The organism is Faecalibacterium gallinarum, from assembly GCF_022180365.1.
Lineage (GTDB): Bacteria > Bacillota > Clostridia > Oscillospirales > Ruminococcaceae > Faecalibacterium > Faecalibacterium gallinarum.
Map to the genome: position 1 here is coordinate 223,292 of NZ_BQKV01000098.1, position 15,055 is coordinate 238,346.

The following is a 15,055-nucleotide window of genomic DNA, read 5'->3' on the forward strand; positions in this document are numbered from 1 at the left end:
TTTATTGGGGAGGGGCCGTGATGCCGAAGGTCGCTTATTCGGAGGAAGACCGGGAAAAAATCCGGGAGAGGCTGATCCTCGCCGCTCTGGAGCGGATATCCAGCCAGGGCATCCAGCACACCACGGTGGAACAAATCTACCAGGAAGTGGGGATCTCCCGCAGCTTTTTCTATTCCTTTTTCCCCACCAAAGAGGATTTGGTGGTAGAGACCCTCTATTTTCAGCAGCCGCGGGTGCTGGCGTTGGCCCGCCGCCTGATGTCCGACCCGGCCCTCGGCTGGCGGCAGGGGATCACCCAGTTTTTAAATGCCTGCTGCTACGGGGAGAAAAGCGGTATTGCGGTTCTCTCCATTGAGGACCAGCAGAGAATTTTCCGCCGCCTTTCGCCGGAGAGTGCCCGCGCCTTTCGGGAGCGGCAGATCCGGCTGTTTGGGAGCTTGCTGGAATGCTTCGGGGTAAACCCAAATCAGCGCCGGGTGGCTTTGTTCACCAATCTGTGTCTGACGGTTTTGATTATCCGGCGGGCCATCCCTGAAACACTGCCCTTTTTTGTTCCGGAGGCCGCCGACGAGAGCGTTGCCTGTCAAATCCGGGGGATTGTAGACCTGTTGGAAGGGTTTCGGCGGGAAGATTCAGCGGCCCCGTAAACGGATAGTACGTTCCGCCCGAACAATAGGGTTCGGTACCCGCTTCGGGCGGTTTTTTAGGCCTTGAATAAATACAAAAACAGAAAATCGTTTTTATTTTGAGAGCGGATTGACCCGGCGGTCCTGTTTTTTGGTGCAGGAGCGCAGGGGAAAAATAAAGATTGATCGATAAAGGAGGAAACAACCATGGGCTTTTTCAGCAAAATTTTTAAGGGACCCGAGGTCGATCGGAAAAAAAGCGACGCCAATGCCAAAAAGATGCGGGCCCTGTTTGACCAGGCCGTGGAAAATGGGGCCGGCTATCGGCTGATTTTCGGCTACACCGAAGATGTCAGCCGTTTCAACTACGGTTTTGTCCACGGCAGCAAAACCCAAATCGGGAACCTTTTGGTGGGGTGGAAGGAGGAACCCCAGACCATTGTGGTGGTGCCCACAGTGCCCGATCTCTCTGCCTGCGGGGAGCCGGTTTACTACCGGCGGGCCGAAATTCTGAAAGCCTACCGGAACAAATACCCCACCGACGCCTTTGTGATCTATCCGGACAAGAAGGGCTATATTGCCATCAACGCCTCTGACTGGATCGACGAAGAGAGTCTATATGTCTATGTTTCCCAGGAGGAAGAGCTGGCGGCGTTTACCGACTTCTTTATGAACCGCTTTGCCACAAAATAACGCGGCGCGGCCTCCGGCAAAGGCGCTGATAGAAAAGCCCCCAGGCTGGGGCCCGGTTTTGCCAGGGCTCACGGCCGGGGGCTTTATTTTGCGGGAAATAGGTTCCCGGGGCCGGCGGCAGGGACTCAGCGCTGCTTTTGAAATGCTTTGGGGGTGCAGCCGAATTCCCGCTTGAAGGCTTTAAGGAAGTTGGAATAATCGTTAAAGCCGCATTGCATGCAGGCTTCGGTGGCAGAGAGGCCGGAGCAGATCAGGTTTCGGGCGGCAGTGACCCGCTGCTTGATGATATAGCGATAAACCGGCATACCGGTGCAGGCTTTAAACTGGTGGGCCAGGTGATACTTGCTGATAAAACACAGGTCAGCCAACCGTTCCAAGGTCAGGTCGCTGGAAAGGTTTTCGTCAATGTAGGCGAGCACCTCGTTGACTTTTTCATTTTCCAGATACTCTTTGTGGAACATGCTGGGCCGGGAAAAATAAGCCCGGTTCAGATAGATCAGAAATTCCAGCAGGTAGATGTGAGACAATGCATTGCTGCCGAAAGCCTCTTCCTTTTGGCACAGGAGGATCTTGCCGCAGATCTCTTCCAGGCAGGATAGGGTAGGGGCGTCGGGCTGGACCAGAACGCAGCCCCGTTCACCGCTGGAAAAACAGGAAGTCAGGTCGGCGATCAGGGGCGCAGCGCGGTGAAGAAACTCGGGGCCGATCTGGAGCAGGTACCCTTTGCAGGGCGGCTGACAGCCAAATGATATGGGCTGAGGCGGTCTGTAATGGCTGCTGATCAGCCAAAGCTCTCCGGGGTGCAGCCGCCTCGTGTACTTTTCCATGGTGTAGGAGGCCCGGCCGGATATCAGAAAAAATACGCTGAAAGCGTCGCCCCAATGGAAATCCAGGGATGTGGGCAATTGGTCGGAAAAATAAGTGAGATGAAAGTTATCTTTGTCAGGTTTCAACAAAATCTACCTCTTTTTCTTGGTCATAGGTCGATTACACAGCAAGATTTACTATGTTTCAAGCAGGAAAACCCGAGACTTTTTCTTGCAATTTCTATAATATAGAAGAAAAAGGCTGCTTAATTGGAGGCGGCTCCGGTCAAAATGTATGCGTGCCCGTGGGATCACAAAGGGTTTTGCTTACGGGGGCCGGAGTGGTATTCGGGGCGCTTGTGCGGACTGCATGAGGGCGAAACCTGCCTCGCAAAATGGAGCGGCTGGGCGCGGTCTTGCTGGTCGGGCCCGGAATCATGGGAAAGGAGGGTACAAAATCAACGGAGTAATCTGGGGTTGGCGGCGGCCTGTGTTGGGAGCGGGCGGCCCGGAAAACGCCAGAGAAACCTGCAAACGGGCACCCACCGGCAAGGGGGAATCTCTGCCGGTGGGGTGCCGGCGAAAAAACTGGATGAATAACGCATCCTGAAAGAAAGGGCGAAGTTTATGAAAAAGAGAATTCGCGCAGCGGCGCTGTTGCTGGCAGTGGTGCTTGTGGCGGGTCTGTTGGCGGGCTGCGGCGGTTCCAGCGAGGCGGATCACCGGCAGATCATCCGCATTGGGCACAACCAGTCCACCAACCACCCGACGCATATCGCGCTGGTGGCATTTGAGGAATTCATCGAGAGCAAACTGGGCGATAAATATAACGTTGAGGTTTTCCCCAGCGAATTGCTGGGCTCCCAGAATGAGATGGTGCAGCTGACCCAGACCGGCGCCATCAATTTCTGCGTGGCGTCGAACTCGCTGCTGGAAACCTTCAGCGCCAACTATACCCTGTTCAACCTGCCGTATCTGTTCGCGTCCAGCGAGGCATACCACGCTTCCATGGACGATGAGAACATTACCGGCCCCATTTTTGAGTCCACCAAGCAGGCGGGCTTTGAGGCGGTCACATGGCTGGATGCCGGTACCCGCAACTTCTACACCGTCAGCACCCCCATTATGAGCCCGGCCGACCTGCGGGGCCTCAAGATCCGGGTGCAGCAGTCCCCGACCAACGTGCAGATGATGAACCTGCTGGGCGGCTCTGCAACCCCCATGGGCTTCGGCGATGTGTACACCGCCCTCCAGTCCAAGATCATTGACGGCGCCGAAAACAACGAGATGGCTCTGACCGACAACGGCCACGGCGATGTGTGCAAATATTACTCCTACGACATGCACCAGATGATCCCCGACATCCTGATCGGCAATCTGGCGTTCCTGGAGGGCCTCAGCGAGGAAGAGCGCGCCATCTTTGAGGAAGGCTTTGAGCTGGTCAATCAGGTCCAGCGGGGAGAGTGGGTGACCGCCGTCGAAAAGGCGAAGGTCCGGGCCGCAGAGGAGCAGGGCGTGCAGTTCCTCTACCCCGACACGAAACCGTTCCAGGAGGCCTGCGAGCCGATGCACGAGGCGATGCTGGAGCAGTACCCGGATCTCAAGCCCATCTACGACGCGATCCAGGCGTACAACGAGCAGTATCGGACTGTATCGTAAGGAGGCGAGTGGAACATGAAAACATTGAGAAAAACTTTGACGACGCTTCTGAATGCGTTGGCGGGGCTCAGCCTTCTGGCGATGGTCGGCCTGACCTGCTGGCAGGTCTTTACCCGCTACATCCTGCAAAACCCTTCCTCCTGGTCGGAGGAGCTGGTCTCCTATCTGTTTGCCTGGGCCAGCCTGCTGGGCGCCTCCCTGATTACCGGTGAGCGCGGCCACATGAACATTCCGGTCCTGGTGGAGCGGTTCAGCCCCGCCGTGCAGAAGGCTATCGCCATCTTCGGCGAGCTGATCGCCTTTGCCTTCTCGGGGATCATTCTGGGGTTCGGCGGCCTTCAGATTACCCAGCTGGCGATGGGGCAGATGACCTCGTCCCTTGGGGTGGCCGTGGGCGTGTTCTATATTGTCATGCCCATCTGCGGTGTGCTGAATATGATCTACACCATCCTCAACATCGCGGACATCTGCAAGGGTGCCCCCGCAGAAAAGTGAAGAAGGAGGCGTAAGCTATGGCGATCCAATCTCTGCTGATTATCATTGGCGTGCTGGCAGTCCTTTTGATTGTCGGCGTGCCGATCTCCTACTCCATCGGTATTTCCTCTCTGGTGGCCATTCTCCAGACGGTGCCGCTGGATGTCTCGGTGCTGACTGCCGCGCAGCGCATCTTTGTGGGCATGAGCAAGTTCAGCCTGACCGCGATCCCGTTCTTTATTCTGGCCGGCAACCTGATGAACCAGGGCGGCATTGCAAAACGGCTGGTCAACTTCGTGATGGCGCTCCTGGGTAAAATGCCCGGCGCGCTGCTGGTGACCAACGTAGGCGCAAACGCCCTCTTCGGCGCCATCTCGGGCTCTGCCTCTGCGGCGGCGGCTGCGGTGGGCAGCATGGTAGAGCAGGGCGAGGAAGAACAGGGCTACGACAAGGCCCTCTGCGCAGCCACCAACGGCGCATCGGCGCCCTCCGGCCTGCTGATTCCTCCCTCCAATGCGCTGATTACCTATTCTCTGGCAGCGGGCGGCACCTCGGTGGCGGCGCTGTTCCTGGCGGGCTATGTGCCCGGCATCATCTGGGCGCTGGCCTGTATGGCGGTGTCGGTCATCATCGCCAAGAAAAAGGGCTACAAAGGCATCCCCGGCAAATTTGACTGGATGAACCTGCTCCGGGCAACCCTGGCGGCTCTGCCCTCCCTGTCCCTGATCGTGGTGGTCATCGGCGGCATCGTGGGCGGCGTGTTCACCGCCACCGAGGGCTCCGCCATCGCTGTGGTGTATGCGCTGATCCTGGGCATTTTCTACCGCAATATCACCCTCAAATCGTTCTGGAAAATCGTGGTGGAAAGCGCCAAGATGAGCGGCATGGTGGTCTTCCTGATCGGTGTGTCCAACATTCTGGGCTGGGTCATGGCCTTCACCCAGATCCCTCAGGCCATCTCGGCGGCGCTGCTGGGTCTGACCCAGAACCCCGTGATCATCCTGCTGATCATGAACGTCATCCTACTGATTGCTGGTACCTTTATGGACGTTACCCCGGCCATCCTGATCTTCACCCCGCTCTTCCTGCCGGTGGTCAAGACCTTTGGCATGGACCCGGTGCAGTTCGGCCTGATCCTGGTGTATAACCTGTGCATCGGCAACATCACCCCGCCGGTGGGCAACACCCTGTTTGTGGCCATTAAGGTGGGCCGCACCAGCTTGTCCAAGGTTATGCCCTATATGCTGATGTATTATGTGGCCATCCTGATCGGCCTGCTGCTGGTAACTTATGTGCCGGTGGTGAGCCTGGGCCTGCCCCAGATGGCCGGCCTGCTGTAAGAAACACGGACGGCAAATTCCTAAAGATCCAATAAAGCAAAAACCCGCGCTCTGCCTTCAAAGACAGGGCGCGGGTTTTTATCTTGACAGGGGGGTGTTATTCAAAATTCGATGGAAGGTTAGGGCTTCTGCCGGAGGCTGAGGGCCTGCCTTCCAAAGGATACAGGGCGGGGGAGAGGATTAAACCTGGCGGCCGGCATCGTTGCCGCTGTGGATGGCCTTGGCGATGTTGAAGGGGGCGGCGCAGTCGCCAATGGTGTAGACCTCGATGCCGCTCAGGCCATCCACCAGAGAGGTGTTTTTCAGCATATCCGCGCCGTTCACAATGGCGTCGCAGGCTACCTCGGTGGTCACGCCGGTTTCCATCAGGATGGTGGCCTTGCCGTTTTCGACGGTGACAATCTGAGACTGGGGATAGACGTTCATGCCCAGCGCATACAGGGCGGTGGTCATCATCCGCATGGCGTGCTGAGACTGCTGCATATCCAGCTCTTCGGCCTTGTTGGGGGTGACCATGGTGACGTTTTTCTTGTGGACCACCAGCCACAGTGCAGTGTCGAAGGCCTGGGCGTTGGAGCCGTAGACGATGACATTTTCACCCATATCGGCGGACATGAAGTCGTCCAGCTCGATAACCGGGGTCTGGCCGTCGCCGTCGATGGTCAGGGTGTCCCGCAGGCCGCCCACGGCCAGAATGACGGCGTCGGGGTTAACCTCTTTGATCTTGGCCTGATCCACTTCCACCTCAGTTTCCACCTTGACGCCGGTCAGTTCCAGCTGGCGGATCAGGTATTTTTTGAAGTCCAGCAGATTCTCGTGGGGGCCCTTGACGGCGTTGGCAAAGTCCAGCAGCCCGCCCAGGGACTTGTTCTTTTCATAGAGGGTGACGTTGTGGCCGCGGGCCGCCGCGATCCGTGCAGCTTCCATGCCGGCGGGGCCGCCGCCGATGACCATGACGTTTTTGGCGACGGGAGCTTTCTCCAGCTCATAGGTGGCGGGGCCGCCCTCCCGCATGACCCGCTGGGTCAGCGCGTTGACGCGGCAGTAACCCATAGCGGCATTGGCTTCGTTGCTGCCGATGTGGCAGTGGAGGCAGCGGGTGCAGGGGGCGATCTCGTCGATCCGGCCTTCCTTCAGCTTGTTGACGTATTCGGTATCCACCGTCAGAGGACGGGTCATGAGGAAGAAGTCTGCCTTGCCGTCCTCCAGCGCCTGCTCAAAGAGATCGGGTGCGTGGGCGGGATCCATGTAGGTGACAACGCCGCAGGGGATGCTGACGGCCTCTTTGTAGCGTGCGGACACGTTCAGCAGCATGCCGGCGCCCTGAGTGTCGCCGATCAGCTGGCCCTGCCAGTGCTTCTTGAAGTCGAACTGGTTGCCGAAACCGGTGACGCCCTCGATGCCGTTCAGGATAAAGTACAGGTCGCTGGCGAACTGTGCCACATGGTGGCCCAGAGAACCCAGCCGCAGGTGGAGAGAATCTACGCCCGCCTGCTCCAGATACTTGGCCATCTCGATGCCCTCTTCCAGGGTGTTAGCCTTGGTCTTGGGGGTGGTCACGGCGCTGTCCAGGGTTGCCATGGTGGGGTTGTTGGCGGTGTTGTCGTTGGCCTCGATGGCGTTCATCAGGATCTGGACGTTGAAGTCGCTGCCGCAGACATCCTTGATCTTCTGGACCGACTCAGTCAAAAACCGGGTGCGGTCCTCAAAGGAGTTGCAGCCGTATTCGTCGGTCCGGGTGTTATAGAACCGGGACATGAAGTGTGCGCCGATGTTGAAGCCTGCCGAGTTGATCTCGAAGGCCTTGAAGCCCAGGTCTTTCAGGGCCTTGGCGGTTTCGGCCAGGTCGTCCTCCAGGGCCTGGATCTCCGCGACGGTCATGGTATTTTCCTGGCCGCCCATGGAGTACCACTGGTAGCCCAGGCTCGCGCCGTAGGAGGCGCACTCCTCCACCATTTTCCGGAAGAAGGTTTTGGTCTCTTCGCTCAGGCTCTCACCCTTTTTGATGTTGAGCATGCTGAGGTTTTCCACATAGATCAGCTCGACGCCGCCCTTGGCAAAGTTGACATAGTACTGCATCAGCTCGTCGGTCAGACCCGCCAGATAGGTGGCGGAACCGGCCGCAGATTTGACAATGCGGTTGCCGATGGTTACCGAGCCAATGGTCAGGGGAGAGAACAGGGTTTTCAGTTCCTTGGTGTTGGTCTTGTAGTCGGTTCGCTGGGGGTTGATGTAGGCGGTGTACAGCTTGTTCTGGGTTTCCTGCGTTGCCGTTTCGGTGGCAGCACCGGCGCTGGCCTGGCTGGAAGCCGCGGTGCTTTCTGCGGCAGAGGGCGCGGAGCAGCCCGCCAGATTGGCGGACAGAAGGCCCAGCGCCGCGGCGGCGCTGCCGGTTTTCAGAAAGTTTCTTCTGGATAATTTCATGATGTTCCTCCTTGGTTTTGTCGGGAAATTGTGGAAGATGTCTGGTTGTTATTATAGAGTAAAATATTTTTTTAACAAGCATTAAAAACTTGACAGCCCGCAACCAGTGTTTGCACGGCCTGCGCCCCGGAGCCTTTGAAAGAATCTTTTTGTGGTTATGAATTCTTCTTTCATCCGGATGGACAAATGTGTATAATAAAGATAAACTGCCGGAGGGGCCTCCGGAAGGATGTAAAAACAGGACATCGAGGGATTTTATGGACATCAACAATCTGCGGATTTTTTTGACGGCCTGCGAAACGCTGAGCTTTACCGAAACGGCAAAAAGGGTGTATCTTTCCCGCCAGGCGGTCTCTCAAACCATCCGCAAACTGGAACATGAGCTGAACACAACCCTGTTCTTCAAAAATAAGAATACGTTGTCCCTGACCCCGGCGGGGCAGAAGCTGCAATCAGAGGCTGCCAAGCTGGTGATGCAGTACGACCGTTTTGAGAACAATATGGCCAGCTATCTCCAGAGCACCGAACAGCGCCTGGAAATCTGGGTGGGGGCAGGGGTAAGGGAAGAGCTGCCTCAGGATATCTTCACCAGATTTTCGGCGGCCCACCCCGAAATTCTCCTGACGGTCAAGAGCGGTACCGATGCGGATATTCTGGCCAGAGTGAAAAATGCAGATGGAAAAATCGGGCTGATCGTTACCACAGAACCCATGATCACCGAGTTTGACCATCATCTGATTCAGCGCAGCGTGCCCTATGTTCTGGTGAATCGCAGCCAACCTCTGTCCCGAAAACCTTCTGTAACGGTGGATGACCTCCGGGAGCTGCCCATTGTGGGGCACGGGGAGGGATATGAGTTCCACCGCAATTATGTGGCCCTCTGCCTGCAGCGCGGTTTCACCCCGAAATTTTCCATCATTAGCACCGATCCCCAAATCGCCATTCAGTTGGTCCGGGAGAATCGCAGCGTCAGTTTTGCCCTGGCTTCCTGCAAACAGCTGATTGACCCGAAAGAAATTGCGATGATCCCCTTTGTCTCCGAAATGCAGGACGGGTGGGGGATTTACAGCATTTCGGACAAATCCCGCCCCAGTTCCGCAGCCCAGCAGACTTTCACCGAGTACTTGCAGACAAATATTTCTGCCCCGGAGAAAATATAAAAGCGCACAAAACAAAAACCCTCTGGCTGGGCCCGGCAAATCGGGGGACAGTCAGAGGGTTTTTCATGGGGAGAAAACTTGCTTCAAGCGTAAATGGCTCAAAGGATGGCGGGCAGCGCCAGATTGAGGCAAAGGCCGGCCACGCCGCAGAGGCACATGGTCAAGATGGGATTCCACTTGAACTTATGCAGCACCACAAAGGCGACAAGGAAACTGCAGCCGCCGATCCAGTCCACCTGCTCGAGGGAGGGGGCAGCGCCGTTGAACAGCACCATGGACAGGATGGAGAGACCGGCGCCCAGGATCAGGGCCACCACCACGGGCCGCAGACAGGAGAGGATGTTCTGCAACAGGGAGATGTCCTTGTACTTGTTGTACACATAGGCCAGGAGAGAAACCAGGAACAAGGCGGGTGTGATGCAGCCCAGAGTGGCTACCAGTGCCCCCGGAATGCCCGCGATCCGGATCCCTACAAAGGTGGCCGAGTTCACAGCGATGGGGCCGGGGGTCATCTCGGCAATGGTAATCAGGTCGGTGAATTCCTGTAAGGTCAGCCAGGGGTGAAGCTCCACCACCTGGTTCTGGATCAGGGGCATGGCCGCATAGCCGCCCCCGATGCTGAACAGCCCGATCTGCAAAAAGCTGATAAAAAGCTGAAGATAAATCATTTTTTGGCCGCCTTTCTCTGCTGGAACAGGGCGCGCACGACGCCAAAGGCCGCCGCAACTAGGATGATGAGGATCACATTGACGTCAAAGAAGAAGTTGGCCACAAAGGCTGCCGCCATTAGGGCGATATAAACCGCCGACTTGGTTTTGACGACAGCGCCGCCCAGGCCGCAGACAACGTCCAGGATCACCGCAGCCACACCGGCCTGCATGCCCTTGAGCACCAGAGCCACATAGGGGTTGGTGGCAAAGGCCGCATAGAAAAAGGAGATGATCGAGAGAATGACCATGGGGGGGATAATGGTTCCCACTACGGCCACCACCATGCCGGGCAGCCCGGCGACCCGCCAGCCCACCAGGATGGCGGCGTTCACAGCAATGGCGCCGGGAGAAGACTGAGCCAGAGCGGCCATATCCAGCATTTCGGCTTCAGTGATCCAGTGCAGCTGGTCTACAAATTTCCGCTTCATAAAGGTGACGATGACAAAACCGCCGCCGAAGGTAAAGGCGCTGATGTACAGCGTGCTGAAGAATAAAGCGCGCAGCTTTTGTTTGGGGCTGAGCGCAGGGGATTGCTGATCCATGGGGGAGCCTCCTTTTTCTCACACAAAAGTTTCCTTGACTATATAATACCACTTGTTTTACTATATATAAAATGATATTTTATTATAAAGATCATGCTATTTTTGCATGGAAGGAGGGCGGCTTGTGACGCTGCGTCATCTTGAGATTTTTATACAGGTCTACCGTGCCCGGAACATCACCCATGCAGCAGAGGAACTCCACATGACCCAGCCGGCGGTGACCCGTGCGGTGCAGGAGCTGGAGCGGTATTACGATGTGCGGCTGTTTGAGCGGATGCACCGGCGGCTTTACCCGACCCCGGCGGCCCAGCAGCTGTATCCCCAGGCGCTCCATCTGCTGGATAATTTTGCCCGGATTGAGACGGATCTGCATAGCCAGGGGACCGCCGGGCCGCTGCGGGTGGGGGCTACGGTGACCCTGGGGGCGCTGGTACTGCCCGGGCTGGTGCGGCGGTTTTCCGATGCGCACCCTGGCACCGCGGTCACCGTTACGGTGGCGAACGGCGGAACCATTGCCGCCGAGCTCTGTGACAACCGGCTGGATCTGGCCCTGCTGGAAGGTCAGGTCCCCACGCCCGAATTGCAGGCGGAAGCCATTGGCGGCGATCGGCTCTGCGCCCTGTTTGCCCCCACAGACCCTCTGGCCAGTCAGCCCCAGCTCACCTTGGAACAGCTGTCGGCCTGCCCGCTCCTGGTGCGGGAAGAGGGCAGCACCGCCCGCGCCATTCTGAACACCACAATGGCCCTTTATGATCTGCCTCTCCGCCCCGCCTGGGAGAGCGTCAGCAGCGACGCGCTGCTGCTGGCGGCGGCTCAGGGGCTGGGGGTGGCCGTCCTGCCCGAAGAAGCCGCCGCGCCCCTGGTGCGGGCCGGGCGCTTGTGCCAGCGGGATATTGTGGACGCACCTCTCCGGCGGCAGTGGACGGTGGCTTGGCATCGGGAAAAATACCTGACGCCTCTTATGCAGGAGTTTTTGGCCCTCTGCCGCACCATTGGGGAGACTGCCGCCCCTCAGCCGCCGGTTAGCTCATAGTTTCGGAGGGGACTCCTCGTATTGCCGAAGGATGGAGAGAATGGGTTTGGCCAGTTTCCGGCCGGATTTATAGGCCAAATAGTGGTAAAAAATAAAGTCCTCGTTGGGGAACCGCCGGGCGTCCAGGCCTTTCATGTTCCGGGATAGGCAAAAATTCTTGCCGGCGATCAGGATTCCTTCATTTTGCCGGACCCGTTCCACTCCTTGATCAAAGTTTCCGTGGTAGATTTTGTAGTCCGGCTGAAACCCCAGATAATGCTCGATCTGTTCCATGGCCTGCTGGGGCCAGGAATCAAACTGGGAGATCAAAATGCGCTGCTGGCGCAAATCCTCCGCTGTAAGGGGATCGCGCTGCATCGCCTGGTTCTGATTGCTGAACAGGATGTACGCCGGCTCCATCGAAACCAGTTTTTTCACTAAGGGCGGGTTGGCTCTGCCGTCGATGGTGACGGCCAGATCCAGCTCTTCCTGCTCCAGCATCTGCCGGGCGGGTGCCTCCAATTTTTGGGCGTAGCGGGTCAACTCGACCCCTTTGGTGCTGCGGATGAACAGGGAAACCCCCAGTTCTTCTTCCAGCTCGTGGATCTGTTTGGACAGCGCCTGCTGGGAGAGGTGGATCGCCTTTGCAGCGTGTGAAATGTTGCGGTATTTGCAGATGGCCAGAAAATATTGGATCTGTCTGAATTCCATGGGGCACCTCGCAGTTAAAGGCGCTTGTAAAAGAAGAATCGGTGTACAAAGAAGATCGTGTTCTCTGTACACCGATTCTTTACGTTAGTTTATCATATCCCCGGGTGCTTTTCAAACCGGTTTCGCCCTGTGGGGAGCCTTTAATGGCTTACGGCATCAAGCCGGCCTGGCGCAGACAATCGTTCAGCGCCGTGGAGACTGCATTGCTGGTGACGGTTGCGCCGGACACCGAATCCACTGCGCCCTTTTCCAGGATCTGGCTGGCGAACTGTTCGCCCAGACCACGGCCGATGTCGGCGGTCTCGTTGGAAGTATCTACCAGGGCTTTGACGATCTTGCCGTCCTCCACCTGGATCGAGACGGTCACGTCGCCGATGCCGGTAGAGGTGGCGGAATAGACGTTTTCGCCGGTCAGGTTTTGCTGGGTGCTGGACTGTGCGCTGCCGATCCGCCGGGCAATGATATTGGCCCGGGCGGTAGCGTTGGCGATGGTGCTGGCGGCGTAGCAGTTGCCCACTGCGTAGACATCATCACAGGCAGTCTGTGCTTCCTCAAACAGGGCGCGGTTGTTCTGCTCCGGCATGGCATTGATCACCGTGACGTCCGAGATGGTTTTGGTGATCCTGTACTGGGTGTCGAAGGTCACGCTGTCCGAGGTGATCTCGTGAATGTTGGCGTTATGGTAGACCTTGACGCCCTGGGCATACAGCCAGGATTTGCCCATTTCTCTGGGCCAGGTGGCGCCGTTCATGTAGAACTGGGACTCGGGGCCGGGGTTCAGGATCGTGACCTTTTTCTTGTGTTTGCACAGATAGATGGCAATCTCGCAGGCCTGGAACTGGGCGCCCACCAGGACCACTTCGTCGGTCAGATCCAGGCTGCCGGTGACCTCCAGCTCTTCCAGCAGGTCGTTCATGTTCATGACAGAGCCAGCCGAGATCAGATCGCTCAGAGGGTCCGGCGTGCTGCCCACTGCAACCACGACGGTATCCGGCTTTTCGCTGGCGATAAAAGCGGCGTCTACCTTTTTGCCGGTGACCACCGTAACCTTCTGCTTGTCCAACTGATGCTCCAGATATTCCAGGTGGTCCATAATACGCTCGTGGCTGCCCTTCAGGGTCTGGAGAGCCGGCAGCCGTCCGCCCAGACGGTTCTTTTCCTCATAGAGGGTCACCTGATGGCCGCGCTCGGCGGCAATTCGTGCCGCCTCCATGCCGGCCGGGCCACCGCCGATGACCATAACGTTCCGGGGCGTTTCTGCGGGCAGGGGATCGTAACCTTCGGGCATATCCTCGGTAAAAGCCCGGGACAGAGCCGGGTTGACCCGGCAGTACATGGGGGTGCCCATGTCAATGGGGGACACAAAACAGGTCATGCAGTGGGTGCAGGGGGCCACATCCTCCCGGCGGCCCTCCTTTAATTTCTGGGGCAGGAAGAAATCTGCCATCAGGGGGCGGGTCATCAGCAGGAAATCCAGCTTGCCCTCGGCGATGGCGTTGTCCAGCAGATCGGGGGCCATCCGGGGGTCCATGCTGCCCACCGCGCCCACGGGGATGGAAACATTCTTCTTGATCTTGGCGGCTACTTCGATCAGAGCGCCGATGCCGTCGTACTGGCCCAGGACCTCGGGCATATGTTTGCCGTACTGGATGCAGCTGCCGTAGCCGGTATAGCCGTGGTCGGGAATGTGCAGAACATCCGGCATAAAGCCGCCGCAGTGGTGGCCGTAGGCTTCCGACCGGATGTGCAGGCTGCTGGCGCCGGCCTTCTCGAAGAGTTTGGCAAATTCGATGGCCTCGTCCACCGTGGTGCACTCGGCGTTTTTGCCCAGATCCACAATATCTTCCTCAATGCCGCTGTAAAGGATCTGGATGATGAAGTCACTGCCCACCCGTTTGCGGATGCCTTCGATGATCTCGCAGACGATGCGGCAGCGGTTTTCGATGCTCTCGCCGCTGTACTGGTCGGTGCGCTCCTTGTTGATGCGCCGGGACAGATAAGTGGAGAAATAATGGTTGCAGGAGCAGTTGATTTCAACGCCGTCAAACCCGGCTTTGTAATATCGCTCTGCGCCGTCGATGAACTGCTGGATCTCGGTCTGGACTTCTTCGGTGGTCTGCATCCGGCCGGAGCTGAAACTGCTCTCCAGGTTGTATTTCTCGGTGATGGTGGAGGAAGCGCCCGTGAGCATGGTCATGTCGTACATCTGGGCGATGATCGGGGTGTCCACAGCGTGCATGGCGTCGGCAACGGCCTTGTGGCCGGGAATGCCCTCGTCGGTGGAAATGTCCAGGGACACCATGTTCAGTGCGGCGCCCTCCGGTTTGCCGGGGATATTGGGCATGGCCCCGCCCTCTGTGCCGGACATAGAGGGGGCGGGGATCACCGAGGAGGATTCAAAGCAGACCATGCCCACGCCGCCTTCGCCAAAGCGGGTGTAGTAGCTCAGAGCCTCATCGTCCGGCCAGAGGGTGGAGGTCTTCTGCATCTCCGAGCCGGCCGCGCTCTTGACGATACGGTTTTTCAGGGTGACGCCGCCGATCTTCAGCGGGGAGAAAATGTGGGAATAATCGGTGGTATATTTTGTAAAGCTGGTGTCCTGCGGATTGAGAACACTGCCCACCGTCCATTCCTCACTGGTTGTTGTGACAGCGGCGCCTCCCGAGGCAGCCGTCGATTCAGAAGCAGCAGCGGAGGCGGCCTCGCTGGCGGCGCTGTTGGAACAGCCGCTCAGGATACCGACGGATGCGGCGCCGGCGATCCCGATGGCGGCCCCTTTCATAAAGTTTCTTCTGGATAGATCCATGATTTTCCCCTTCCTTAGTTTCGGGCGATTGGACAGAAAGAAGTGATGGACTTCTTTCTGCGTGTTATCACACCATGCAGCACAGGCGCCCG

13 protein-coding genes are annotated in these 15,055 nt (G+C 57.8%); 7 read left to right on the top strand and 6 right to left on the bottom strand.

Annotation, left to right across the window (positions count from 1 at the left end; all coding sequences use genetic code 11):
* The first annotated feature begins 20 nt into the window (after nucleotides 1-20).
* Entirely contained in the window at nucleotides 21-647 is a 627-nt protein-coding gene (locus tag JCM17207_RS11635; RefSeq protein ID WP_238317795.1) for a TetR/AcrR family transcriptional regulator, read from the top strand.
* Nucleotides 648-833: 186 nt separating this feature from the next.
* A complete protein-coding gene (locus JCM17207_RS11640; RefSeq protein ID WP_238317796.1) occupies nucleotides 834-1,319 on the top strand; it encodes a hypothetical protein in 486 nt (161 codons plus the stop codon).
* Between the two features lie 125 nt (nucleotides 1,320-1,444).
* On the opposite strand, the gene JCM17207_RS11645 is transcribed toward JCM17207_RS11640, so the two are convergent.
* On the bottom strand, nucleotides 1,445-2,146 hold the full coding sequence (locus JCM17207_RS11645) for a helix-turn-helix domain-containing protein (protein WP_238317797.1): 702 nt from the start codon (nucleotides 2,144-2,146) through the stop codon (nucleotides 1,445-1,447).
* Between the two features lie 606 nt (nucleotides 2,147-2,752).
* Between JCM17207_RS11645 and JCM17207_RS11650 the strand changes: the two genes are divergently transcribed.
* From JCM17207_RS11650 to JCM17207_RS11660, 3 genes are read left to right on the top strand one after another with little or no spacing between them, the layout of a single operon-like run.
* Nucleotides 2,753-3,784 (top strand): TRAP transporter substrate-binding protein, encoded by a 1,032-nt coding sequence (locus JCM17207_RS11650; RefSeq protein ID WP_238317798.1) that lies wholly within the window; start codon nucleotides 2,753-2,755, stop codon nucleotides 3,782-3,784.
* Nucleotides 3,785-3,799: 15 nt separating this feature from the next.
* Nucleotides 3,800-4,279 (top strand): TRAP transporter small permease, encoded by a 480-nt coding sequence (locus tag JCM17207_RS11655; protein ID WP_238317799.1) that lies wholly within the window; start codon nucleotides 3,800-3,802, stop codon nucleotides 4,277-4,279.
* A 17-nt stretch (nucleotides 4,280-4,296) separates the two neighbouring features.
* Entirely contained in the window at nucleotides 4,297-5,598 is a 1,302-nt protein-coding gene (locus JCM17207_RS11660; protein WP_238317800.1) for a TRAP transporter large permease, read from the top strand.
* A gap of 180 nt (nucleotides 5,599-5,778) precedes the next feature.
* On the opposite strand, the gene JCM17207_RS11665 is transcribed toward JCM17207_RS11660, so the two are convergent.
* Entirely contained in the window at nucleotides 5,779-8,022 is a 2,244-nt protein-coding gene (locus tag JCM17207_RS11665) for an oxidoreductase (protein WP_238317801.1), read from the bottom strand.
* Nucleotides 8,023-8,279: 257 nt separating this feature from the next.
* Between JCM17207_RS11665 and JCM17207_RS11670 the strand changes: the two genes are divergently transcribed.
* On the top strand, nucleotides 8,280-9,182 hold the full coding sequence (locus JCM17207_RS11670; protein ID WP_238317802.1) for a LysR family transcriptional regulator: 903 nt from the start codon (nucleotides 8,280-8,282) through the stop codon (nucleotides 9,180-9,182).
* A gap of 98 nt (nucleotides 9,183-9,280) precedes the next feature.
* On the opposite strand, the gene JCM17207_RS11675 is transcribed toward JCM17207_RS11670, so the two are convergent.
* A complete protein-coding gene (locus tag JCM17207_RS11675) occupies nucleotides 9,281-9,850 on the bottom strand; it encodes a chromate transporter (protein WP_238317803.1) in 570 nt (189 codons plus the stop codon).
* The gene (locus tag JCM17207_RS11680) at nucleotides 9,847-10,434 is read right to left on the bottom strand and encodes a chromate transporter (RefSeq protein ID WP_238317804.1); all 588 of its coding nucleotides are present in this window, start codon (nucleotides 10,432-10,434) and stop codon (nucleotides 9,847-9,849) included. Before JCM17207_RS11680 ends, JCM17207_RS11675 begins: the two co-directional genes overlap by 4 nt.
* A 124-nt stretch (nucleotides 10,435-10,558) precedes the next feature.
* On the opposite strand from JCM17207_RS11680, the gene JCM17207_RS11685 reads away from it, so the two are divergent.
* Nucleotides 10,559-11,467 (top strand): LysR family transcriptional regulator, encoded by a 909-nt coding sequence (locus JCM17207_RS11685; protein WP_238317805.1) that lies wholly within the window; start codon nucleotides 10,559-10,561, stop codon nucleotides 11,465-11,467.
* On the opposite strand, the gene JCM17207_RS11690 is transcribed toward JCM17207_RS11685, so the two are convergent.
* On the bottom strand, nucleotides 11,462-12,157 hold the full coding sequence (locus JCM17207_RS11690) for a LysR family transcriptional regulator (protein WP_238317806.1): 696 nt from the start codon (nucleotides 12,155-12,157) through the stop codon (nucleotides 11,462-11,464). The two genes, JCM17207_RS11685 and JCM17207_RS11690, sit on opposite strands and share 6 nt — an antisense overlap.
* 148 nt (nucleotides 12,158-12,305) lie before the next feature.
* Nucleotides 12,306-14,963 carry an oxidoreductase gene (locus tag JCM17207_RS11695; protein WP_238317807.1) on the bottom strand — a complete coding sequence of 886 codons (2,658 nt, stop codon included), beginning with the start codon at nucleotides 14,961-14,963 and terminating at the stop codon, nucleotides 12,306-12,308.
* Between the last annotated feature and the right edge of the window lie 92 nt (nucleotides 14,964-15,055).